Source organism: Variovorax sp. GW460-12-1-14-LB1, assembly GCF_059423605.1.
Genome location: NZ_JBWKYF010000069.1, coordinates 17,151 through 37,840, shown reverse-complemented (window position 1 = coordinate 37,840; position 20,690 = coordinate 17,151). Strand labels below are relative to the sequence as shown.

22 protein-coding genes and 1 pseudogene are annotated in these 20,690 nt (G+C 70.5%); 8 read left to right on the top strand and 15 right to left on the bottom strand.

All coding sequences use genetic code 11. From position 1 onward, the window contains the following. Positions 1–13: 13 nt before the first annotated feature. Entirely contained in the window at positions 14–1,093 is a 1,080-nt protein-coding gene (gene selD, locus AC07Y4_RS26470; protein ID WP_062469051.1) for a selenide, water dikinase SelD, read from the bottom strand. Positions 1,094–1,204: 111 nt separating this feature from the next. Here selD and AC07Y4_RS26465 point away from each other — a divergent pair, with 111 nt between their 5' ends. Genes AC07Y4_RS26465 through mnmH form a run of 5 tightly spaced genes read left to right on the top strand, consistent with a single transcriptional unit; the run spans position 1,205 to position 5,630 of the window. Then, positions 1,205–2,068 (top strand): putative selenate ABC transporter substrate-binding protein, encoded by an 864-nt coding sequence (locus AC07Y4_RS26465; protein ID WP_492694130.1) that lies wholly within the window; start codon positions 1,205–1,207, stop codon positions 2,066–2,068. Positions 2,069–2,081: 13 nt separating this feature from the next. Continuing rightward, positions 2,082–2,900, top strand: a complete 819-nt coding sequence (locus AC07Y4_RS26460; RefSeq protein ID WP_492685807.1) for a phosphonate ABC transporter ATP-binding protein — start codon at positions 2,082–2,084, stop codon at positions 2,898–2,900. Next, positions 2,897–3,733 carry a PhnE/PtxC family ABC transporter permease gene (locus tag AC07Y4_RS26455; protein WP_492694128.1) on the top strand — a complete coding sequence of 279 codons (837 nt, stop codon included), beginning with the start codon at positions 2,897–2,899 and terminating at the stop codon, positions 3,731–3,733. Before AC07Y4_RS26460 ends, AC07Y4_RS26455 begins: the two co-directional genes overlap by 4 nt. Beyond that, on the top strand, positions 3,730–4,527 hold the full coding sequence (gene phnE, locus AC07Y4_RS26450) for a phosphonate ABC transporter, permease protein PhnE (protein ID WP_492694126.1): 798 nt from the start codon (positions 3,730–3,732) through the stop codon (positions 4,525–4,527). The genes AC07Y4_RS26455 and phnE overlap by 4 nt, the downstream gene beginning before the upstream one ends. Positions 4,528–4,562: 35 nt before the next feature. Further along, positions 4,563–5,630 carry a tRNA 2-selenouridine(34) synthase MnmH gene (mnmH, locus tag AC07Y4_RS26445; protein WP_495275349.1) on the top strand — a complete coding sequence of 356 codons (1,068 nt, stop codon included), beginning with the start codon at positions 4,563–4,565 and terminating at the stop codon, positions 5,628–5,630. On the opposite strand, the gene fdhD is transcribed toward mnmH, so the two are convergent. From fdhD to modB, 7 genes are all read right to left on the bottom strand, one after another. After that, the gene (gene fdhD, locus AC07Y4_RS26440; protein ID WP_495275348.1) at positions 5,567–6,472 is read right to left on the bottom strand and encodes a formate dehydrogenase accessory sulfurtransferase FdhD; all 906 of its coding nucleotides are present in this window, start codon (positions 6,470–6,472) and stop codon (positions 5,567–5,569) included. The genes mnmH and fdhD overlap by 64 nt on opposite strands. Before the next feature lie 19 nt (positions 6,473–6,491). Next, entirely contained in the window at positions 6,492–6,782 is a 291-nt protein-coding gene (locus tag AC07Y4_RS26435; protein WP_495275347.1) for a hypothetical protein, read from the bottom strand. Further along, on the bottom strand, positions 6,779–9,121 hold the full coding sequence (locus AC07Y4_RS26430; RefSeq protein ID WP_495275346.1) for an FdhF/YdeP family oxidoreductase: 2,343 nt from the start codon (positions 9,119–9,121) through the stop codon (positions 6,779–6,781). Before AC07Y4_RS26430 ends, AC07Y4_RS26435 begins: the two co-directional genes overlap by 4 nt. Positions 9,122–9,199: 78 nt before the next feature. Next, positions 9,200–9,376 carry a hypothetical protein gene (locus tag AC07Y4_RS26425; RefSeq protein ID WP_492694118.1) on the bottom strand — a complete coding sequence of 59 codons (177 nt, stop codon included), beginning with the start codon at positions 9,374–9,376 and terminating at the stop codon, positions 9,200–9,202. 34 nt (positions 9,377–9,410) lie between these two features. Then, positions 9,411–10,199 carry an ABC transporter ATP-binding protein gene (locus AC07Y4_RS26420; protein ID WP_369644450.1) on the bottom strand — a complete coding sequence of 263 codons (789 nt, stop codon included), beginning with the start codon at positions 10,197–10,199 and terminating at the stop codon, positions 9,411–9,413. Next, positions 10,196–10,945 carry a molybdate ABC transporter substrate-binding protein gene (modA, locus tag AC07Y4_RS26415; protein WP_492694116.1) on the bottom strand — a complete coding sequence of 250 codons (750 nt, stop codon included), beginning with the start codon at positions 10,943–10,945 and terminating at the stop codon, positions 10,196–10,198. The genes AC07Y4_RS26420 and modA overlap by 4 nt, the downstream gene beginning before the upstream one ends. A 28-nt stretch (positions 10,946–10,973) precedes the next feature. Further along, a complete protein-coding gene (gene modB, locus AC07Y4_RS26410; protein ID WP_062479002.1) occupies positions 10,974–11,663 on the bottom strand; it encodes a molybdate ABC transporter permease subunit in 690 nt (229 codons plus the stop codon). Positions 11,664–11,777: 114 nt separating this feature from the next. Here modB and AC07Y4_RS26405 point away from each other — a divergent pair, with 114 nt between their 5' ends. Together AC07Y4_RS26405 and AC07Y4_RS26400 are read left to right on the top strand one after the other, a co-directional pair. Next, the gene (locus AC07Y4_RS26405) at positions 11,778–12,017 is read left to right on the top strand and encodes a hypothetical protein (protein ID WP_235926764.1); all 240 of its coding nucleotides are present in this window, start codon (positions 11,778–11,780) and stop codon (positions 12,015–12,017) included. Between the two features lie 17 nt (positions 12,018–12,034). Beyond that, positions 12,035–12,694, top strand: a complete 660-nt coding sequence (locus tag AC07Y4_RS26400; protein ID WP_495275345.1) for a nitroreductase family protein — start codon at positions 12,035–12,037, stop codon at positions 12,692–12,694. Here AC07Y4_RS26400 and tsaA read toward each other — a convergent pair. The 4 genes from tsaA to apbC all read right to left on the bottom strand — a co-directional run bounded on the left by tsaA (position 12,655) and on the right by apbC (position 15,667). Then, positions 12,655–13,152 (bottom strand): tRNA (N6-threonylcarbamoyladenosine(37)-N6)-methyltransferase TrmO, encoded by a 498-nt coding sequence (tsaA, locus tag AC07Y4_RS26395; RefSeq protein WP_495271146.1) that lies wholly within the window; start codon positions 13,150–13,152, stop codon positions 12,655–12,657. The two genes, AC07Y4_RS26400 and tsaA, sit on opposite strands and share 40 nt — an antisense overlap. Further along, complete coding sequence (locus AC07Y4_RS26390) at positions 13,149–13,496, bottom strand: winged helix-turn-helix domain-containing protein (protein WP_062478989.1); 348 nt, start codon at positions 13,494–13,496, stop codon at positions 13,149–13,151. The genes tsaA and AC07Y4_RS26390 overlap by 4 nt, the downstream gene beginning before the upstream one ends. A 51-nt stretch (positions 13,497–13,547) precedes the next feature. Continuing rightward, entirely contained in the window at positions 13,548–14,498 is a 951-nt protein-coding gene (locus AC07Y4_RS26385; RefSeq protein WP_493194510.1) for a LysR family transcriptional regulator, read from the bottom strand. A 77-nt stretch (positions 14,499–14,575) separates the two neighbouring features. Beyond that, the gene (gene apbC / locus AC07Y4_RS26380) at positions 14,576–15,667 is read right to left on the bottom strand and encodes an iron-sulfur cluster carrier protein ApbC (protein WP_062478984.1); all 1,092 of its coding nucleotides are present in this window, start codon (positions 15,665–15,667) and stop codon (positions 14,576–14,578) included. Positions 15,668–15,774: 107 nt separating this feature from the next. Between apbC and AC07Y4_RS26375 the strand changes: the two genes are divergently transcribed. Further along, positions 15,775–16,980 (top strand): patatin-like phospholipase family protein, encoded by a 1,206-nt coding sequence (locus AC07Y4_RS26375; protein ID WP_495275344.1) that lies wholly within the window; start codon positions 15,775–15,777, stop codon positions 16,978–16,980. A 31-nt stretch (positions 16,981–17,011) separates the two neighbouring features. On the opposite strand, the gene AC07Y4_RS26370 is transcribed toward AC07Y4_RS26375, so the two are convergent. From AC07Y4_RS26370 to AC07Y4_RS26360, 3 genes and pseudogenes are all read right to left on the bottom strand, one after another. Further along, a complete protein-coding gene (locus AC07Y4_RS26370) occupies positions 17,012–18,217 on the bottom strand; it encodes a M20 family metallo-hydrolase (RefSeq protein WP_495275350.1) in 1,206 nt (401 codons plus the stop codon). Between the two features lie 42 nt (positions 18,218–18,259). After that, positions 18,260–19,456, bottom strand: a pseudogene (locus AC07Y4_RS26365) (diaminopropionate ammonia-lyase); the annotation flags it as partial. Between the two features lie 28 nt (positions 19,457–19,484). Then, complete coding sequence (locus AC07Y4_RS26360) at positions 19,485–20,666, bottom strand: M20 aminoacylase family protein (protein ID WP_495275343.1); 1,182 nt, start codon at positions 20,664–20,666, stop codon at positions 19,485–19,487. Positions 20,667–20,690 lie beyond the last annotated feature (24 nt).

Genomic DNA, 20,690 nt, shown 5'->3' with positions numbered 1-20,690 from the left:
GCGGCGCCCCGGCTCAGGGCAACACGACGAGGCCCGGCGCGCCAGCTTCCACGCGGCCGATGACCGCCGCCTGCCCGAAGCCTTCGTTGCGGAAGATCTCCAGCACCGCCTCGACCGCCTCGGGCGCGCAGCTCACGAGCAGGCCGCCCGAGGTCTGCGGATCGGTCATGAGCGCCTGCGCGGTGGCCGGCAGGCCCTCGTGCAGTTGCACGTCGGCGCCGTAGCCCGCCCAGTTGCGGCCCGACGCGCCGGTGACCAGCCCGCCGCCGGCCATGGCGATCACGTTGTCCAGCAGCGGCACGCGCGACCACTCGACCACCGCCGCGAGCCCCGCGCCGCGCGCGAGTTCGAGCGCATGGCCGGCCAGGCCGAAGCCGGTGACGTCGGTCAGCGCATGCACGCCGTCGAGCGCCGACAGCGCGATGCCGGGCGTGTTGAGCTTGGTCGTGTTCTCGATCAGCTGGCGGTAGCCGGCCTCGGACAGCTGCTGCTTCTTGAGCGCCGCCGACAGCACGCCCACGCCCAGCGGCTTGCCCAGCACCAGCACGTCGCCCGCCTGCGCGTCGGCATTGCGCCGCACGCGCTTGGGGTGCACCAGCCCCATCGCGACCAGCCCGTAGATGGGCTCGACCGAGTCGATGGTGTGGCCGCCCGCAATCGGGATGCCGGCCGCGCGGCACACGTCCTGCCCACCGCGCACGATCTCGGCGATGACTTCCACCGGCAGCTGGTTGATCGGCATGGCGACCAGCGCCAGCGCCATGATCGGGCGCCCGCCCATCGCGTAGACGTCGCTGATCGCGTTGGTCGCGGCGATGCGGCCGAACTCGTAGGGGTCGTCCACGATGGGCATGAAGAAATCGGTGGTGGCGATCAGCGCCTGCTCGTCGTTGAGCCGGTAGACTGCCGCGTCGTCGGCGGTCTCGATGCCGACCATGAGCTCGGGCGGAATCAGCCCGCCCGCATGGTTCTTGAGGATCTGCGACAGCACGCCCGGCGCGATCTTGCAGCCGCAGCCGCCCCCATGCGAGAAGCTGGTGAGCCGCAGCGGCGCCAACGGATTCAGGAGCTTGGAAGGTGCGGCTTCGATCATGGCGGCAGGTCGGTCGAATGGAACAAGCCGCGATTATCGAAGCCTGCACCGCCGTCTGCCCGAGTGCCCCGACACACCCTTTTCTTTTTCCACTGAACGCGTCATCACACCATGCAAACGAAACAAACCGTGTCCCGGCTCGCGCTCGCGCTGGCCCTGTCCCTCACCGCCGTGGGCGTCTTCGCCCAGGGCGTGCTGCGCGTGTCGGCCATTCCCGACGAGGCGCCCACCGAGCTGCAGCGCAAGTTCACGCCGCTGGGCGACTACCTGAAGAAGGAAACCGGCATGGACGTGCAGTTCACGCCCGTGACCGACTACGCCGCCGTGGTCGAGGGCCTGGCCACCAACAAGATCGACCTGGCCTGGCTGGGCGGCTTCACCTTCGTGCAGGCGCGCATCCGCACCAACGGCGGCGCGGTGCCGATCGTGCAGCGCGCGGAAGACGAGGTGTTCACCAGCAAGTTCATCGTGCCGATCGACAGCCCCACCAAGACGCTGGCCGACCTGAAGGGCAAGACCTTCGCCTTCGGTGCGCCCTCGTCCACCTCGGGCAGCCTGATGCCGCGCTACTTCCTGCTGCAGGCCGGCATCAACCCCGAGAAGGACTTCAAGACCGTCGCGTTCTCGGGCGCGCACGACGCCACCGTGGCCTTCGTGGCCGCCTCGCGCGCCGAAGCGGGCGTGCTCAACGCCTCGGTGTGGGACAAGCTGGTCGAGGCCAAGAACCCCAACGCCGCCAAGGTGCGCGTGCTGGCCACCACGCCGACCTACTACGACTACAACTGGACCGTGCGCCCGGGCCTGGACGCCGCCGTGACGAAGAAGCTGACCGACGCCTTCCTCAAACTGGACCCGGCCAACCCCGCGCACAAGGAGATCATGGCGCTGCAGCGCGCGAGCAAGTTCATCCCCACCAAGTCGTCGAACTACGACGGCATCGAGACGGCGGGCAAGTCGGCCGGCCTCATCAAGTGAGCGGACTGCGCGGATGAGTTTTTCGCTCGACAGCGCGGGCGTGGTGCACCCCAACGGCCAGCGCGCGCTGGCCGGGGTGACGCTGGCCGCGCGCGACGGCGAGCGCATCGCCGTCATCGGGCCCTCGGGCGCGGGCAAGACCACGCTGCTGCGCGTGCTCGGCGCGGCGCTGCGGCCCGGCGAAGGCCAGGTGCAGGCGCTGGGCCAGCACCCGTGGCGGCTGCCGGCGCGTGCGCTCAAGCAGCTGCGCGCGCGCATCGGCACCGTGCACCAGGCGCCGCCGATCGCGCCGCGCCTGCGCGTGGTCACGGCCGTGCTCGCGGGCCGGCTCGGCCAGTGGTCGACGGCGCGCGCGCTGGGTTCGCTGTTCTATCCGTCCGACATCGCGGGCGCGCATGCGGCGCTGGCCCGGCTCGCGCTCGAAGACCGGCTGTTCGACCGTTGCGACCGCCTCTCGGGCGGCCAGCTGCAGCGCGTGGGCATCGCGCGCGTGCTGTACCAGCGCCCCGCGCTGCTGCTGGCGGACGAGCCGGTGTCGGCGCTCGACCCCACGCTCGCGCATGCGGCCGTGGGCCAGCTGGTCGCGCAGAGCGAATCGACCGGTGCCACGCTGGTCGCGTCGCTGCATGCGGTCGATCTGGCACTGCGCTGGTTTCCGCGCATCGTGGGCATGCGCGACGGACAGGTCGCCTTCGACCTGCCGGCCGCCGAGGTGACGCCGGCGCTGCTTGAGGCGCTCTATGCGAGCGAAGGCGGCGTGGCGACGCAAGGGCCGGTCGCCCTCACGGCCGGCACGGTCGAGCCGGCCTTCCATCGGCCGGACTGCCCGTGACGGCGACACTCGCCCGCCCCGCCCTGCGCGATCCGCACACGGTCCGCCGGCTGGCCGGCTGGCTCGCCGCGCTGGCCGTCGCCTGGCCGGTGCTCGCGCTCTCCGAATTCAAGCCCTGGGCGCTGTTCGGCAGCGGCAACCTCACGGTCATCGGCGGCTTTCTTGCGGGCTTCTTTCCGCCCGACAGCTCGCCGGCCTTTCTCGCGCTGCTCGCCAAGGCCACGCTAGAGACCCTGGCCATGGCCACGGCCGGCACCGCCATGGCGCTGCTGATCGGCGCGCCGCTGGGCTTCGTGACGACGCGCGCGCTCTCCATCTCTCGCATCGGACCCGGCCCTGGCCGGCTGCAGGCCGGCGTCGTCCGGCAGGCGGCGCGCTGGCTGCTGATGGTGCTGCGCGCCATTCCCGAGATCGTGTGGGCGCTGCTGTTCGTGCGCGCGCTCGGGCTCGGCCCCGCGGCCGGCGTGCTGGCGCTGGCCATCACCTATGGCGGCATGCTGGGCAAGGTCTACGCCGAGATCCTCGAATCGACCGACACGCGCCCCGCGCGCGCCCTGCTCGAAAGCGGCAGCGGCCGGCTCGCGGCGCTGTGCTACGGCCTGCTGCCGCACACGGCGCAGGAGCTGGCCTCGTACACCGTGTACCGCTGGGAATGCGCGGTGCGCGCCTCGGTGGTGATGGGCTTCGTGGGCGCGGGCGGCCTCGGGCAGCTGATGGACCAGTCGATGAAGATGCTCAACGGCGGCGAGGCCAGCAGCATCCTGCTCGTGTTCCTCGCGCTCGTGCTGCTGGCCGACATGCTCAGCAACGCGCTGCGAAAGCTCCTGGCATGACGACGCTGCCGCCACGCCCTCCCCTGTGCCTGCGCTGCTGGCTCGCCGTCGCGTTGATCGCCGCAGCGGTGATCGCGAGCTTCGTCTACCTGGGCATCGACTACGGCGCGCTGGGCTCGGCCGAATCGCTCAGGCTCATGGGCAAGTTCATCGCCGAGTTCTTCCCGCCCGACGTGTCGCCCGAGTTCCTGGCCAAGGTCGGCCACGGCGCGCTGCAGACGCTGGCCGTGTCGGCGCTGGGCACTGTGCTGGCCGCCGTGGCGGGCGCCGTGCTCGCGCTGCCGGCCTCGGGGCGCATCGGCGGGCCGCTGCGCCACGGCGCGCGCTTCGTGCTCAACTTCTTGCGCAGCGTGCCCGAGCTGGTGTGGGCCGCGCTGATGGTTCTGGCCGCTGGCATCGGGCCGTTCGCGGGCGCGCTGGCGCTGTCGCTGCACACGACCGGCGTGCTCGGGCGCCTCTTCGCCGAAGCGCTGGAGAACGCGCCGCGCGAGCCCGAGCAGGCGCTGGCGCTCTCGGGCGCGGGCCCGGTCGCCGCCTTCAGCTACGCCAGCCTGCCGATCGTGCTGCCGCAGTGGGTGGCCTACACGCTCTACCGCTGGGAAATGAACATCCGCATGGCGGCCGTGCTGGGCTTCGTGGGCGGCGGCGGGCTGGGCCAACTGCTGTACTTCCACCTGTCGATCTTCCAGCAGCAGCAGGCGATGACGGTGCTGATCGCGATGTTCGTGCTGGTCACCTTTGTCGACTTCGCGAGTGCTCGCTTGCGAAAAGGCCTAGGTCCCGCCTACGCCTGAGTGGCCGACAATGGCGGCATGAGGTCCCTTCAGCCATGAGTCATCGCCAGCCCGTCCGGGTGGCGGACCGCCACGCCTTCGATTCGATCATCGACGCCCGCTCGCCCGCCGAGTTCGCGCTCGACCACATCCCCGGCGCCATCAACTGCCCCGTGCTCAACGACGAGGAGCGCCACATCGTCGGCACGGTCTACGTGCAGACCGGCGCCTTCGAGGCGCGCCGCATCGGCGGTGCCATGGTCGCGGCCAACATCGCGACGCACCTGCGCGACACGCTGGCCGACCGGCCCGAGAAGTGGAAGCCTCTGGTCTACTGCTGGCGCGGCGGCATGCGCAGCGGCTCGATGGTCACCTGGCTGCGGCTCGTGGGCTGGGACGCGCAGCAGCTCGCAGGCGGCTACAAGAGCTTTCGCCGGCACGTGATCTCGCAGCTCGACGCGCTGACGCCGCAGCTCGACCTGCGCGTGGTGTGCGGCGCCACCGGCAGCGCCAAGACGCGCGTGCTGCACGCGCTGGCCGAACGCGGCGCGCAGGTGCTCGACCTGGAAGCCTTCGCCAACCACAAGGGCTCGCTGCTCGGCGCGCTGCCGGGCGTGCCGCAGCCTTCGCAAAAGCAGTTCGAGACACGCATCGCGACCGTGCTCGAAGCCATCGACCTCTCGCGCCCGCTGTATGTCGAGGGCGAGAGCGTGCGCATCGGGCGGCTGTCGCTGCCGCTGTCGCTCGTGGCGCAGATGCGCGCCGCGCCGTGCATCGAGGTGGAGGCCACGCCCGAGGCGCGGCTGGCCTACCTGCTGCGCGACTACGCCTACCTGGGCGACGACCGCGCGGCGCTCGCCGAGAAGATGGGCGTGCTCAAGGAACTGCAGGGCAAGGAAACGGTGACGCGCTGGCAGCAGTGGGCCCACGAGGCCGACCTGCCGCACCTGTTCGCCGAACTCATGTCGTTGCACTACGACCCGCACTACCAGAAGTCGCAGGAGACGCACTTTCGTGCGTGGGCGAATCGCCAGCGCGTGGGGGCGACCGACCTCTCGGATCAGGGCATCGAGGCCGTGGCCGACGCGGTGCTGGCGCTCGGCGTACCGAGCCCGTTGGCGTAAAGCACGCCGCGCGGCGCGCGGCACAGGCCCCAGAACCGCAGGCCGCTGAGCTCGGCCATGCGCACGCCCATCGCGGTCGGCGCCGAGATGGTCGCCATCGCCGCGATGCCCAGGCGCGCGCACTTGCGCACCAGCTCGTGGCTGCCGCGGCTGGACATCAGCACGAAGCCGGGCTCCTGCAGCCGATTCGAGCGCGCCAGCGCGCCGAGCAGCTTGTCGAGCGCGTTGTGGCGGCCGACGTCTTCCATCAGGTCGGTGAGTTCGCCGTCGACCGTGGCCCAGGCCGCCGCATGGATCGCGCCGGCTTCGGCATTGAGCACCTGGCGCGGCGGCATGGCGCCGAAGGCGCGCAGCACCGTGGCGAGGTCGATGCGTTCGATCCAGTCGCGCGGCGGCACGCGCTGCGGCGACAGGTCGAGCCCCGCGAAGCTTTCGACGCCGCACACGCCGCAGCCGGTGCGGCCCGCGAGACTGCGGCGGCGGTCCTTCAGGCGTTCGAAGCTGCGCGTGGACACTTCGAGCTGCACCTCGATGCCCGGCATGCCCTCGGGCAGGCCCGCATCGAGGGCATCGACCGTTCGCACGTCGATGCCGCGGCAGTCGGCGGCGCTGTCGAGGATGCCTTCGCTGAGCGCAAAGCCCAGCGCGAAGGCCTCGAGGTCTTGCGGCGTGGCCATCATCACCGCGTGCGAGACGCCGTTGAACACCAGCGCCACCGGCACCTCGGCGGCCAGCGTGTCGTCGCGCACCACGCCCTCGGGCGCGAGGCCGCGCTCGCCGAAGACGTGCACGGCATGCCGTGCGAGCGGTGGCAGCGAGTCGGATTCGGGGGTGTTTTCCATGGCCGCGGCCATTGTCCGCTCAGCCGGGTTTTTCGTCAGCCGGCAGGCGCTCGAGCATCGCGCGCCCGGCGTCGGTGAGATGCGCGACCCAGCGATCGTCCAGCTGCACCACGCGCACCCAGCCCGGTCCGCGCACGCCGCCCAGCGCGGCATCGCCCATCAGCGTGAGCTGGCGCATGACCACGCTCGCGCCCTGCCCCAGCCGCTTGCCCAGGCGCGGCAGCGACATGCCGCCCTCGCCGGGCGCTTCAGCGAGCGCGCGCAGGATCGCGATGGAAAAGGCGTCGGCGTCGAATGCTTCGCTGCTCATGCCGCCACAGCGTCGGCCTCCGCCGCGACCGGCGCCACATGCAGCGACAGCACCACGGGGATCGACTTGGAGGTCGGCGTGCCCGCGTTCTCGGCCACCGACGACAGCGGCACCAGCGGGTTCGTCTCGGGGTAGTAGGCCGCGAGGTTGCCGCGCGGGATGTCGTAGGCCACCAGCTTGAAGCGGTCGGCACGACGCTCCTGCCCGTCGCTCCACACGGTCTGGATGTCGACCCAGTCGCCGTCCTTCATGCCGAGCTGGCGGATGTCCTCGGCGTGGATGAACACCACGCGGCGCTGGCCGAACACGCCGCGGTAGCGGTCGTCCATGCCGTAGATGGTGGTGTTGTACTGGTCGTGCGAGCGCGTGGTGAGCAGCGTGAACACCAGCGTGTCGCGCTGCGACGCAAAGCGCGCGCGGGCCCGGTGCGCGTGCGTGTCCAGCGGCACGGCGTGCGTGAAGAACACGGCCTTCTTCGACGCGGTGGCCCACACGCGCTCGCTCGCCGTGTTGCGCAGGCGGAAGCCGCCGGGGTGCGCCACGCGTGCGTTGAAGTCCTTGAAGTCGTCGAACACGGCTTCGATCTTGTCGCGGATGCGGGCGTAGTCTTCCACCAGCCAGAGCCACGGCGTCTTGCTGCGCGCGCCGATGGTGGCTGCAGCAAGGCGCGCGACGATGGCGGGCTCGGACAACAAGAGTTCCGACGCGGGCGGGTTGATGCCCACCGAGATGTGCACCATGCTCATCGAGTCTTCGACCGTCACGCCCTGCGGGCCGTTGGCTTGCATGTCGATCTCGGTGCGGCCCAGGCACGGCAGGATGAGCGCCTCGCGCCCGTGGATGATGTGGCTGCGGTTGAGCTTGGTCGTCACGTGCACCGTGAGGTCGCACTGCTGCAGCGCCTTCCAGGTCTGGTAGGTGTCGGGCGTGGCGGCCGCGAAGTTGCCGCCGAGCGCGAAGAACACCTTGCCCTTGCCGTCGAGCATCAGCTGGATCGCCTCGACCGTGTCCACGCCGTTCTGGCGCGGCGGCTCGAAGCCGAACACCTGCTGCAGCCGGTCGAGCAGTGCGGCCGGCGGCTTTTCCCAGATGCCCATGGTGCGGTCGCCCTGCACGTTGCTGTGCCCGCGCACCGGGCAGGCGCCCGCGCCTTCGCGCCCCATGTGGCCGCACAGCATGAGCCAGTTGCCGATCATCTGGATCGTGGCCACCGAATGCTGGTGCTGCGTGATGCCCATGCCCCAGCAGGCGATGACGCGCTTCGCGCCCAGGAACACATCGGCCGCCGCGCGGATCTGCGCTTCGCTCAGGCCCGACTCCTGCACCAGCAGCGGCCACGATTCGGCGCGCAGGTCGTCGGCCAGCGCCTCGAAACCCAGGGTGTGCTCGGCGATGAACGCGTGGTCGAGCACCGAAGGCTCGCCCCGCGCCACCGCCTCGTCTTCGCGCTCGATGACGTGCTTCATCATCCCCTTCACCGCCGCGAAGTCACCGCCCACGCGCAGCTGGAAGTAATGCGTGCTGATCGGCGTGGAGCCCAGCGTGGCCATCTCCAGCTTGTCTTGCGGATCGGCAAAGCGCTCCAGCCCGCGCTCGCGCAGCGGGTTGAAGCTCACGATGCGCGCGCCGCGCTTGGAGGCCGCGCGCAGCTCGCCGAGCATGCGCGGGTGGTTGGTGCCCGGGTTCTGGCCGAAGATGAAGATCGCGTCGGCCTTCTCGAAGTCTTCGAGCGTGACCGTGCCCTTGCCCACGCCCAGCTGCGGGCGCATGCCGCTGCCGCTGGGTTCGTGGCACATGTTCGAGCAGTCGGGAAAGTTGTTGGTGCCGTACTCGCGCACGAACAGCTGGTACAGGAAGGCCGCCTCGTTGCTCGCGCGGCCCGAGGTGTAGAAGATGGCCTGGTTCGGATCGGGCAGCGCTTTCAGGTGCTTCGCAATGCGCGCGAAGGCGTCGTCCCAGTCGATGGGCACGTACCTGTCGCTGGCCGCGTCGTAGGCCATGGGGTGCGTGAGGCGGCCCTGGTCTTCGAGCCAGAAATCGCTCTGCTGGGCCAGCTCGGCCACGGTGTGCTTCGCGAACAGCTCCGGGCCCGCGCGGCGCGCGGTGGCCTCGGCGGCCACGGCCTTCACGCCGTTCTCGCAGAACTCGAAGGTCGAGGCGTGGTTGCGGTCGGGCCAGGCGCAGCCCGGGCAGTCGAAACCGTCGGGCTGGTTGGCCGAGAGCAGCGTCTTCGCGCCCTTGACCGGAATGTCCTGTCGCAACAGCGCATTCGTCACGCTGCGCAACGCACCCCAGCCACCGGCGGGGCCCTTGTAAAACTCGATCTTCTGCTCGCTCATGACGGCAGTGTTGGCCTGTGGGGGCGTGGCGTCAAATTGAATCGCGACATGCGGCGATTCAAAATGGAAATGACGGGCTCAGCGATGCGTCGGCTTCTGTCGCTTCGCCGCCAGATCGAGCTTCGCCGTGAGGCGTCGCATCAGCTCGTTCGCGTCGACGTACCCACCGCTGCGACGAGCTTCAGCCAAGGACGCCAGGCCTCGCACCAGAAATGCAGGTTTCGAACGCGCGGAAGAGACGTTGACTGATTTCATCGCCCGACTGTAGCGTCGATGCCGTGCACAGCCATCAGCCGCGCGCGCCACCCATCAGCAAGCCCCGCAGCTTGCTGCGCAGCGGCGTCTCCTCCACCTCCTGCACCCCGGCAATCTCCCGCAGCGCGAAGTCGCGGCTGTCGGCGTTGTGCAGGTCGATCTCGCGCACCACCTGCCCGTCCTTGTAGACAAAGGCCACGTCGGCCAGCGCCAGCACGTCCTCGATGTCGTGCGTGATCATCAAAACCGGGATGCCCCATTGCTTGCGCACCTGCGCGAGCTCGTTGCGCAGCTCGGCGCGCAGCATGGGGTTGAGCGCGGCAAAGGGTTCGTCGAGCAGCAGCACCTGCGGCTCACAGGCCAGCGCGCGCGCCAGGGCCACGCGCTGCTGCTGGCCGCCCGAGAGCTTCTGCGGCCGGCTGTCGGCCAGCGCGGCGAGGCCGAAGCTGGCCAGCAGCGCCTGCACGCGCTCGGCATCGCGCGCCGGCAGCGTGCGGCGGTGCCACGCGGTAAGCCCGAAGGCCACGTTCTCGCGCACCGTGAGGTGCGGGAACAGCGCGTAGTTCTGGAACAGGTAGCCGATGCGGCGCGCCGGCGCGGGCACGTCGATGCGCTGCGCGGCGTCGTACAGCGTGCGGCCGTCGAGCCGCACATGGCCCGCCGACGGATGCAGCAGGCCGGCGATGGCCTGCAGGGTGAGCGACTTGCCGGCCCCCGAAGGGCCGTAGAGCGCGGCGAAGGGAACGTCGGTCTGGAAGCGCACGGCGAGGTCGAAGCGCCGGGCCCCGTCCTTCACCGTGAGCTGCAGATCGACATCGATCATGGCTTGCCGAAACCGTAGCGCGTGAGCACTTCCTGGGCCGCGGGCGTCGACAGGAAGGCGATGAAGTCGCCGGCCAGCGCCTTCTGCTTGCTCTCGGCCACCACGGCGATAGGGTACGTCACGGGCGTGTGGCCGGTGGGCGTGAAGGCGACCTTGACCTTGTCGCCGGCCACGGCCGCGTCGGTGCGGTACACGAAGCCAGCCTCGACCTCGCCGCGGCTCACGTAGTCGAGCACCTGGCGCACGCTGTCGGCCTGCACGAACTTGGGTTCGAGCACGGTCCAGAGCTTGGCGTTGTCCAGCACCTGCTTGGTGTAGCGGCCGACCGGAACGGTGGCGGTCTTGCCGACGGCGATCTTCTTCACGTTCGCACCGCTCAGGTCCTGCAGCGACTTCAGGCCGACGGCGCCCTGCGCGGGCTCGACCAGCACGAGGCTGTTGGTGACGAAGTCCTTGCGGGTGGCGGTGTCGATGAGCTTCTGGTCGTTGCCGCGGTTCATGGTTTCCTGGTCGGCGCTGGCGAACACGTCGACCGGCGCGCCCTGCCCGATCTGCTGCAGCAGCACGCCCGAGGCGGCGAAGTTGAAGCGCACGGTGCTGCCCGCCTTGGCGGCTTCGAACTTGGGACCGATTTCCTTGAACGCGTCGGTCAGGCTCGCGGCGGCAGACACGGTGATCTGCTGCGCGGCGACCGCAAGCGGCAGGGCCAGGGCAAGCACGACGGACAAAAGACGCAACGGACGCATGGGCACAGTCTCCTGGAAAAAGGGGGGGTCAACGAAGCGAGAAAAAGCGGTTCGACACGACCAGCACGGCAATCGACAGCACCGACGTGACGACCACCAGCAGCAGCGCCAGGTCGTCGTGGCCGGCCTGCACGGCGTCGTAGATGGCCATCGACAGGGTCTGGGTCTGCTTGGGAATGGAGCCGGCCACCATCAGCGAGGCGCCGAACTCGCCCATGGCGCGCGCGAACGCGAGCAACGTGCCGGCCAGGATGCCGGGCCAGGCCAGCGGCAGCGTGACGCGCAGGAACACCGAGAACGGCGACTGGCGCAGGGTGCTGGCGGCGGCTTCGAGTGAGCGGTCGACGTTCGAGAACGCCGCGCTGGCCGACTTGAGCACCAGCGGCAGCGCCACCACGGCGGACGCCACCACGGCGCCGTGCCAGCTGAAGATGATGGTGTAGTCGAAGTGCTCGCGCAGCCAGGCGCCGAGCGGGCTGCGGCGCCCCGCCGCCACCAGGATGGCGTAGCCGATCACCGTGGGCGGCAGCACCAGCGGCAGCATGAACACGGCCTCGAGCACGCCCGAGCCGACGAACTGCTTGCGCGCGAACACCCAGCCCAGCGCCACGCCCGCGACCAGCGCCAGCAAGGTCGCGACCGCCGCGACCTGCAGCGACAGGACCAGCGGCGACCAGTCGGTGGTGGCGATGAGCGAAGAGGTGGTCGTCGTGTTCATTGAGATACGGCGCAATTGTTACATGAGCGACCTTCTGGTTCCCACGGGGATGCACGGATGCGCCGGTCTTCATATACTGGCGGATACAGCGTTGGAGACTTTGTCCATCCGCCCATGCGCCTTTCCCCTCATGACACCGTTGTCCGCTCGACCTCCGGCAGGCCCGAGCTTCGCCATGTGACGCAGGTGCACGAATGGCGCATCGAACGCACGCTGGACGCCGGCGGCTTCGTGCTGTCGATCATCGCGCCGGGCGGCGAGAGCCAGTCGTTCCTGGTGGCGCCGGGCGACGCGCAGGACATCGGCGAGGTGCTGCGCCGCAGCGCCGCGTGGACCGACCGGCGCGGGCAATGACAACGATGTGGCGCCACATGACGGGTGCGGAACGCATCCTCGAAGTCCTGCTGACACGGCGATCGGTCTCGCCGCGGCGGCTGCAATCGCCCGGCCCGAACCCCGACGAACTCGACGCCATCATTCAGGCCGGCCTGCGCGCGCCCGACCACGGCGGGCTGCATCCGTGGCGCGTGATCGAGTTCCGCCCGCAGAACCGCGAGGCGCTGGCCTGGTGCTTCGAACAGGAAAAATTGCGCCGCGATCCGCTCGCCAGCCCCACCGACCTGCGGCGCGCCCGCGAGCACGCCACGCGCCCGCCGCTGCTGCTGGGCTTCGTGGTGTCGCCGCGCGAGCGCAGCAAGATCCCCGCGCGCGAGCAGTGGCTGGGCGCCGGCGCGGCGCTGGGCAACCTTCTGGCCGCCGCGCACCAGCTGGGCTACGGCGCCATCGTGCTGAGCGGCGAGCGCTGTTTCGACGAAACGCTGGTGCGACAGGTCGGCGTGCAGCCGGGCGAGTACCTGGCGGGTTTCATCAGCATGGGCACGATCCGCGAGGCGCCGCCGCAGGCGCGCGAGACGCTGTCGCAGGACGTGTGGTCGTGCTGGCAGGGCGACCTGCTGCCGGGCGCGGCCGGCGATGCGTCAGGCGATGGCGATCAATCCATCCGCCCGTCGGAGCGCGTGCGCGGCAGCTGATCGAGCCGCGCGCCGAACCAGCCCACGCGCTCGGTCTCGCGCACGTCGAAGCGCGGCACGTAGGGCTTGATGTCGAGCACGGGCGTGCCGTCGATCATGTCGTTGCCGCTGAAATGCAGCGTCGTGCCTTCCACCGCCGTGAGCCGCACGATCGACAGGCCCAGCCGGTTGGGCCGCGCGGGCGCGCGCGTGGCGAACACGCCGTGCGTGGCGTCGTCGAGAAAAGGCACCACCTCGAGCCGTTCGTGCGCGCAGCGGTGCAGGTGTGTCACGAGGATCAGGTAATCAAAGCCTTCGATGTCGCGCAGCCCCGGCGCGAACTCGGTGAACACCTCCAGGCGCCCCACTTCGTCGGGTGCGCCGGCCGTCTGGATGGGCATGCCCGAGGTCTCGGTGAAGCGGCTGCGCACGATGCCGACCGGGCGGCAGACGACGGGGTCGATGTCGGCGGCGTTCATGGCGCGAGCAGGCGCGTGAGCGCGCGAACGTCGGCCGCCGTCGCGAGGCGCGCGGCGTTCTCGATGGCGCGGTAGCGCTTCACGATGTCCTCGCCCACCGGCGTGAGCGCCGTGCCGCCGCCGCGCGAGCCGCCGGCGGCGGTGTTCACGGCCGGTGAGGCCAGCGTCTGGTTCATCTCGTCGATCAGCATCCACGCGCGGCGGTACGACATGCCGAGCAGGCGGGCCGCCGCCGAGATCGAACCGGTCTCGGCCACGGCTTCGAGCACGGCGATCTTGCCGGGGCCGATGGCGATGGTGTCGTCCCGGTAGATGCGCAGGCGGAACTGGGCTTTGGATTTCATGATGGCGCGAAGGGTAAACCATCCAGGTGCCGTCGGCACCCGTGGACCGGGCTACGCGGCGTCGAGCGCGCCGCTGTGCTGGCGCGCCTGCGCCTGCCACTCGGGCGTCTGCAAAAAGGCCAGCGCCGCATCGAGCGCCCGCGCGGGCCGCACGCCCTCCTGCGTCATGAAGCCGATGGGCGTGCGCACCTCGGGCGCCACCAGCGGCAGCGCCTCCAGTTCGCGGTGGCTGCGCACGGCCGCCACCATGGCGCCGGGCAGCACGCTGCTGACGGTGCCCGCGCTCACGGCCAGCGCGAGCGTGAGCACCGAGTTGGTCTCGATGGCGGGCGCGACCGCAGCCACGCCGGCCTCGCGCAGGGCCTGGTCGATGATGGCGCGGTTGTGCATGTCGGGCGTGAGCAGGCACAGCGGCAGCGTGCCGGCCTCGGCCCAGGGGATGGGGCGGCCGATGCGCAGCCGGTCGGCCGAAGGCTTCTTGGCACGCCGCAGCAAAAAGTAATGTTCGATGCTCTGCGGCCAGGCCTTGAGCTTGACGCCCGGCAGGTGCATGCGCTCGGTGTAGCCCAGGGCGAGATCGACCGAGAGGTTTTCCAGGCCCGTTTCCAGCTCCTGCGAACTCATGGACAGCACGGCCGGCACGATGCCCGGATGGCGCTGCTGCAGCATCGCGGCAAAGCGCGACAGCATCGGGATCGCGGTGGGCACGGCGGCCATGCGCAGCCGCCCGCGCGGGTCGCCGGCCTCGCTGCGCAACTCCTGCAGCAGCACCTCGTTGTCGCGCAGCATGCGCTGCGCCGTGGCCAGCACGCGCTCGCCTTCGTGCGTGAGGCCCACGTACACGCGGGAGCGCTTGACGATGACGACGCCGAACTCGCCTTCCAGCGCGCGCAGCGCGTTGGACAGGGCCGGCTGCGTGATGTGGCAGGCCTGCGCGGCGCGGCCGAAATGCTTGTGCTCGCTGAGTGCGACGAGGTAGCGCATCGAGGCGAGCAGGTTCATTGCGTGCGTCCTTTTTCTTCTTGGGGGCTCTCGTCCGGGGCGCCTGCGCAGGCCCTCGCCCTGCCCCCGCCGCTGCCTCAGGTGTTCTTGCTGATCGAGATCGTCGGGAACTTCGCGGAAAAGTCCTTCGCCTTCTCCGCGATCCCCACCGCCACGCTGCGCGCCACGGCCTTGTAGAGCCCGGCCACCTCGCCGTCGGGGTCGGACACCACCGTGGGCGCGCCGCTGTCCGCCTGCAGGCGGATGTTGATGTCCAGCGGCAGCGCGCCCAGGTAGGCCATCTGGTACTCGGCCGCCATCTTCTTGCCGCCGTCGGCGCCGAAGATGTGCTCGGCATGGCCGCAGTTGGAGCAGATGTGCACCGCCATGTTCTCCACGATGCCCAGGATCGGCACGCCGACCTTCTCGAACATCTGGATGCCCTTGCGCGCGTCGAGCAGCGCGATATCTTGCGGCGTGGTGACGATCACCGCGCCCGTCATCGGCACGCGCTGGCTCAGCGTGAGCTGGATGTCGCCGGTGCCCGGCGGCATGTCGACGATCAGGTAGTCGAGGTCTTTCCAGTTGGTCTGGCGCAGCAGCTGCTCGAGCGCCTGCGTGGCCATGGGGCCGCGCCAGATCATGGCCTGGTCGGCGTCGACCAGGAAGCCGATCGACATCACCTGCACGCCATGGCGCTCCTTGGGCTCCATGTTCTTGCCGTCGATGCTCTCGGGGCGCCCGTCCAGGCCCATCATCATGGGCTGGCTCGGGCCGTAGATGTCGGCGTCGAGCAGGCCCACGCTGGCGCCCTCGGCGGCCAGCGCCAGCGCCAGGTTGGCGGCCGTGGTGCTCTTGCCCACGCCACCCTTGCCCGAGGCCACGGCCACGATGTTGCGCACGTTGGGCATCAGCTGCACGCCGCGCTGCACCGCATGGCTGATGACCTTGGTGACGATGTTGACCGACACGTTCTCCACGCCCGGCACGGCCTTGGCCGCGGCCACCAGCGACTTGCGGATGGCCGCGTGCTGGCTCTTGGCGGGGTAGCCGAGTTCGAGGTCGAACGAGACATCGCCCTCGGCGATCTGCAGGTTTTTGAGCGAGCGGGTCGCTGCGAATTCTTTGCCGGTGTTAGGGTCCGTGACGCTCTTGAGTGCGTCCATGAGCCCGTCGGGGGTGAGTGCCATTGATCAAACTCCTGAATGGCGGGTAGTCTATTCCGCCCGCCAAGCCCGTACCGGGACGCGCTCATTTCCCGTCCGAAAAACGCCGAAGAAGAAAAGACACCGACGCAATGCCCGAGACAAGCCCCGCCACCGGCCTGCTGCTGACAGGCGGCGGCGCCCGCGCCGCCTACCAGGTCGGCGTGCTCGAAGCCATCGCCGAGATCCGGCGCGACGCCGTGGCGGCGGGTGCGGCCATCGGCGGCGGCAACCCCTTCCAGATCATCACCGGCACCTCGGCCGGCGCCATCAACGCCGCCGCGCTGGCCTGCGGCGCCGACGACTTCGACCGCGTGGTCGCGCACATCGCGCAGGTCTGGGGCGAGTTCCGCGCCGAACAGATCTACCGCGCCGACTCGCTCTCGGTGCTCGGCAGCGGCGCGCGCTGGCGCATGCTGCTCGGGCTGGGGCGCTTCGCGGCCAACTGGATGCGCATCAAGCCGAAGTCGCTGCTGGACAACACGCCGCTGGCCGGCCTGCTGCAACGCCTGGTGCCGCTGGACCGCCTGCCGCAGCTCATGCAGCAGGGCCACGTGCAGGCGCTGGCGGTCACGGCCTCGAGCTACAGCTCGGGCGAGCACGTGACCTTCTTCGAGGCGGCCGTGCCGATGGAGCCCTGGGTGCGCTCGCAGCGCCTGTCGGTGCGCGACCGCATCACGCACGCGCACCTGATGGCCTCCTCGGCCATTCCCTTCGTATTCCCGGCCACGGCGCTGCCGATGCCGCCGGGCCACACCGAGTACTTCGGCGACGGCTCGATGCGCCAGTCGGCGCCCATCGCGGCGGCGATCCACCTGGGCGCGCAGCGCATCGTGGTGATCGGCGCGGGCCGCATGCACGAGCCGCGCGACGAGGACGCACCCAACACCCACAGCGGCTACCCGACCATGGCGCAGATCGCCGGCCATGCGCTGTCGAGCATCTTTCTGGATGCGCTGGCGGTCGACATCGAGCGCCTGCGCCGCATCAACCACACGCTGGGCCTGATTCCCGAAGAAGCGCGCGCCGCCAGCGCGCTGCGCCCGCTCGACCTGCTGGTGATCTCGCCGTCGGAGCGGATCGATATGATCGCGGCGCGCCACGTCGACGCGCTGCCGGGCGCCGTGCGGCACCTGCTGGGCGGCTCGAAGGTCGCGGCCGACGTGAAGGGCGGCGCGCTCGCCAGCTACCTGCTGTTCGAGTCGGCCTACACGCGCGAACTCATGGCGCTGGGGCGCGCGGACGCGATGCGCCAGCGCGACGAGGTGCTGCGGTTCTTCGGGTGGGTGCCGACGTGACGGCGCATGCGGCCAGCTGAGTTCGCGTCGCTCAGTCCGCCTCGTCGAGCAGCCCTAGCACCACGTCCAGCAGCACGTTCGCGCCCTGCGCCAGGTCGGCGCTCGCCGTGTGCTCCTTCGGGTTGTGGCTGATGCCGCGCGCGCTCGGCACGAAGACCATGGCGGCGGGCGCGATGCGCGCCATCATCTGTGCGTCGTGGCCCGCGCCCGAGGTCATGCGGCGGTGGCTCAGGCCGCGGGCGTGCGCGCTGGCCTCGACGAGGCGCACCAGCCGTTCATCGAACTGCACCGGTTCGAAGCGCGCCAGCGTGCGGGCTTCGATGGTCACGCCTTCGGTTGTTTCGAGTTGCCGCAGGTAGTCCGCCAACTCGCCTTCGGCGTCCTTCAGCGTCGCCTCGTCGGTGTTGCGCAGGTCGACCGTGAGCGTGGCGCGCGCCGCGATCACGTTGATGAGATTCGGGTGCAGGTCGATCGCGCCGACGGTCGCGACCTGGCTGCCGCCGTAGCGGCGTGCCAGCTCGCGCACGAACACCGCGATGGCGGCGGCGCAGTAGCCGGCGTCGTGGCGCAGGTGCATGGGCGTGGTGCCCGCGTGGTTCGACTGGCCGGTGACGACGATCTCCTGCCACGAGATGCCCTGCAGGTCGGCCACCGCGCCGATGGTGACGCCCTCGGCCTCCAGCACCGGGCCCTGCTCGATGTGCAGTTCGACGAACGCATGCGGCACCAGCGCGCCGCAGGCCATGTCGCCCGCGTAGCCGATGCGCGCGAGCTCGTCGCCCAGCCGTGCGCCGTCGGTGGCGACGGTGTCGAGCGCCGCCTCGAGCGCCAGCCCGCCCGCGTGCACCAGCGAGCCCATCATGTCGGGCATGAAGCGCACGCCCTCCTCGTTGGTGAACGCGGCGACCACGAAGGGGCGCAGCGTCTGGCGCTGGCGTTCGTTGAGCCAGCGCACCACCTCCAGGCCGGCCAGCACGCCGTAGTTGCCGTCGTAGCGCCCGCCCGTGGCGACGGTGTCGATGTGGGAGCCGGTCATCACAGGCTTCGCATCGGGCAGCTGACCGGGGCGGATGCCGAAGATGTTGCCGATGCGGTCGATGCGCACCGTGAGGCCCAGGTCGCGCATCCACTGCACGAGCCGGTCGCGGCCCGCGCGGTCGGCGTCGGTGAGCGCGATGCGGCAGACGCCGCCTTGCGCCGTCTCGCCGATGGCGGCGTGCGCGTCGATGCGCGCCATCAACGCGGCTTCGGCGATGCCTTCGCGCTGCAGCCATTGCGTCTGCGCCGCGACCACTTCTTCGCCCGAGCGGCCCGTCAGCGCGCGGTACACGCCGGGCGCGGTCGCGCCTTCGGTGCTGAACAGCAGCACGCGCGAGGTGGCGTCGAGGCCGGCGGCGCGCGCCAGTTCGGGATCGGCCGCGAGCACCTGCAGCGCGGCCAGGCCGGCCGCGCCGGATTCGCCGACCAGCACGGGCACGTCGCCCGCCTCGCCGGTGGCGAAGGTGCGCATGGCGTGCTCGGCGTCGGCATCGGTGACGGTCATGAAGAGGTCGACCGAGGGTTGCAGGAAGCGCCACGCGAGCGGCGAGGTCTCGCCGCAGGCCAACCCCGCCATCACCGAATCGACGCTGCCGATGGCGCGATCGGGTCGGCCGCTGCGCGCGCTCTGCAGCAGGCAGTCGGCCTGCTCGGGCTCGACGACGATCAGCGTCGGCCGCGCGGCGCCGTAGCGTTCCCAGAAATGGCTGGCCACGCCGGCCGCGAGCCCGCCGACGCCGCCCTGCACGATGACGTGGGTGAAGGGGCACGGCGCGCCGGGCGCGGTGTTCTCGAGCAGCTCGTCGACGAGGATGCCGTAGCCCTGCATCACGTCGCGCGGAATCTCTTCGTAGCCTTCGTAGGAGGTGTCGGAGACCACCTCCCAACCGTTCACCCGGGCCAGGCGCGCGGCCTCCTCGACCGAGGCGTCGTAGTTGCCCGCGATGCGCACGATCTCGGCGCCGAGCGCGGCGATGGGCGCCTCGCGCTCCTCGCTGACCTGCGCGTGCAGCACGATCACGCAGCGGCAGCCCATGCTCTGCGCCGCCGCGGCCAATGCGCGGCCATGGTTGCCGTCGGTCGCGCTGATGACGACGAAGCCGCGCAGCGCCTCGGCGTGCCGGCCCGCGAACAGGTCGGCCGGTGTCCAGCCTCGCTCGGGCCAGCGGCGCAGCACGAGCCGCAGCAAGGCCACGGGCGCGCCCAGTACCTTGAAGCTGCCGAGCGCGGAGCGGCGCGATTCGTCCTTCACGACCACCTGCGCGATGCCCAGTTGTGCGGCGAGCCGGGGCAGCGGCCACGCCGGCGTCGACTGCGGCGAGAGCCGGTCCCAGGTGGACAGCCACTGGCGGCTCTCGCGACCGCGTGCGATGTTCATGACGGCCTGCAGGGCCGCGTCGTAGCCGCGCCGTTGCGCGTGAGGGTTGGCGAAGAGCATGGGAAGAAAACCGGAAAAGAAGAATGGATCAGGCGGCGGTGCGCACGGGAAGCCGCTGGCGCACGATCTGCGCGAAGTAGCGCGCGCCCGTGGTCAGCACCGCGTCGTTGAAGTCGTAGCGGCCGTTGTGCAGCGGCGTGCCGCCGGGCTCGCCCTCGGCGCCGTTGCCCAGGAAGACGAAGGCGCCCGGCACGGCGCGCAAGAAGGCACCGAAGTCTTCCGAGATCATCATCGGCGCCACGTTCGCATCGACCTTCTCGGCGCCCACCACGGCCGTGGCGGCGGCCACCGCGGTCGGCACGCATTCGGCCCAGTTCACGGTGGGCGCGAACTCGTGCGTGTAGCTGAACGTGCACTCCGCGCCGTGCATGCGGCAGATGCCTTCGCTGATCTCGCGCATGCGCGCCTCGAGCATGCGCTGCACGGCCGGGTCGTAGCTGCGCGTGTCGCCCTTGATGATCGCGTTCGACGGAATGGCGTTGCGGATGCCGTCGGTGATGAACTCGGTGCACGACACCACGGCCTGCGCGCCGGGGTCGAGCGTGCGCGACACGATGGTCTGCAGCGCCAGCACGATCTGCGCGCCGATCACGATCGGGTCGATGCCCATGTGCGGCCGTGCCGCGTGCGTGCCCCGGCCGTGGATGTGGATGACGAAGTTGTCCTCGCTCGCCATCAGGCCGCCCGTGCGCGTGGCGAAGGTGCCGGCGGGCAGGCCGGGCATGTTGTGCAGGCCGTAGATCTCGTCGACCGGGAAGCGTTCGAACAGGCCGTCGTCCATCATGGCGCGGGCGCCACGGCCGTGCTCTTCGGCGGGCTGGAAGATGAAGCGCACGGTGCCGTCGAAATCGCGCCGCTCGCGCAGCAGCTGCGCGGCACCGAGCACCATCGCCATGTGGCCGTCGTGGCCGCAGGCGTGCATGCGCCCGGGCGTGCCGGAGGCGTAGGGCCGCTCGGTCGCCAGTTCGGTGATGGCCAGCGCGTCCATCTCGGCGCGCAGGCCGATCACGCCCGGCCCGCTGCCGACCGTGAGGCTGGCGACCAGCCCGGTGCCGCCGATGCCGGTGTGCACCTCGAGCCCCAGCGCCCGCAGCGCGTTGGCAATGAAGGCCGAGGTCTTCGCCTCCTCGAAGCCGGTTTCGGGCATCGCATGCAGCTGGTGCCGCCAGCCGGCCAGCTGGTCGCGCAGGGGTGCGTCTGGAAACTTCATGACGAGATGCTATTGACAACGCAG

What these genes read in the sequence shown, in the direction of transcription:
- selD (WP_062469051.1), bottom strand. Translation starts at nt 1,093, where the DNA reads ATGATCGAAGCCGCACCTTCCAAGCTCCTGAATCCGTTGGCGCCGCTG.
- AC07Y4_RS26465 (WP_492694130.1), top strand. Translation starts at nt 1,205, where the DNA reads ATGCAAACGAAACAAACCGTGTCCCGGCTCGCGCTCGCGCTGGCCCTG.
- AC07Y4_RS26460 (WP_492685807.1), top strand. Translation starts at nt 2,082, where the DNA reads ATGAGTTTTTCGCTCGACAGCGCGGGCGTGGTGCACCCCAACGGCCAG.
- phnE (WP_492694126.1), top strand. Translation starts at nt 3,730, where the DNA reads ATGACGACGCTGCCGCCACGCCCTCCCCTGTGCCTGCGCTGCTGGCTC.
- mnmH (WP_495275349.1), top strand. Translation starts at nt 4,563, where the DNA reads ATGAGTCATCGCCAGCCCGTCCGGGTGGCGGACCGCCACGCCTTCGAT.
- fdhD (WP_495275348.1), bottom strand. Translation starts at nt 6,472, where the DNA reads ATGGAAAACACCCCCGAATCCGACTCGCTGCCACCGCTCGCACGGCAT.
- AC07Y4_RS26435 (WP_495275347.1), bottom strand. Translation starts at nt 6,782, where the DNA reads ATGAGCAGCGAAGCATTCGACGCCGACGCCTTTTCCATCGCGATCCTG.
- AC07Y4_RS26430 (WP_495275346.1), bottom strand. Translation starts at nt 9,121, where the DNA reads ATGAGCGAGCAGAAGATCGAGTTTTACAAGGGCCCCGCCGGTGGCTGG.
- AC07Y4_RS26425 (WP_492694118.1), bottom strand. Translation starts at nt 9,376, where the DNA reads ATGAAATCAGTCAACGTCTCTTCCGCGCGTTCGAAACCTGCATTTCTG.
- AC07Y4_RS26420 (WP_369644450.1), bottom strand. Translation starts at nt 10,199, where the DNA reads ATGATCGATGTCGATCTGCAGCTCACGGTGAAGGACGGGGCCCGGCGC.
- modA (WP_492694116.1), bottom strand. Translation starts at nt 10,945, where the DNA reads ATGCGTCCGTTGCGTCTTTTGTCCGTCGTGCTTGCCCTGGCCCTGCCG.
- modB (WP_062479002.1), bottom strand. Translation starts at nt 11,663, where the DNA reads ATGAACACGACGACCACCTCTTCGCTCATCGCCACCACCGACTGGTCG.
- AC07Y4_RS26405 (WP_235926764.1), top strand. Translation starts at nt 11,778, where the DNA reads ATGCGCCTTTCCCCTCATGACACCGTTGTCCGCTCGACCTCCGGCAGG.
- AC07Y4_RS26400 (WP_495275345.1), top strand. Translation starts at nt 12,035, where the DNA reads ATGACGGGTGCGGAACGCATCCTCGAAGTCCTGCTGACACGGCGATCG.
- tsaA (WP_495271146.1), bottom strand. Translation starts at nt 13,152, where the DNA reads ATGAACGCCGCCGACATCGACCCCGTCGTCTGCCGCCCGGTCGGCATC.
- AC07Y4_RS26390 (WP_062478989.1), bottom strand. Translation starts at nt 13,496, where the DNA reads ATGAAATCCAAAGCCCAGTTCCGCCTGCGCATCTACCGGGACGACACC.
- AC07Y4_RS26385 (WP_493194510.1), bottom strand. Translation starts at nt 14,498, where the DNA reads ATGAACCTGCTCGCCTCGATGCGCTACCTCGTCGCACTCAGCGAGCAC.
- apbC (WP_062478984.1), bottom strand. Translation starts at nt 15,667, where the DNA reads ATGGCACTCACCCCCGACGGGCTCATGGACGCACTCAAGAGCGTCACG.
- AC07Y4_RS26375 (WP_495275344.1), top strand. Translation starts at nt 15,775, where the DNA reads ATGCCCGAGACAAGCCCCGCCACCGGCCTGCTGCTGACAGGCGGCGGC.
- AC07Y4_RS26370 (WP_495275350.1), bottom strand. Translation starts at nt 18,217, where the DNA reads ATGGCGCGCATCGACGCGCACGCCGCCATCGGCGAGACGGCGCAAGGC.
- AC07Y4_RS26360 (WP_495275343.1), bottom strand. Translation starts at nt 20,666, where the DNA reads ATGAAGTTTCCAGACGCACCCCTGCGCGACCAGCTGGCCGGCTGGCGG.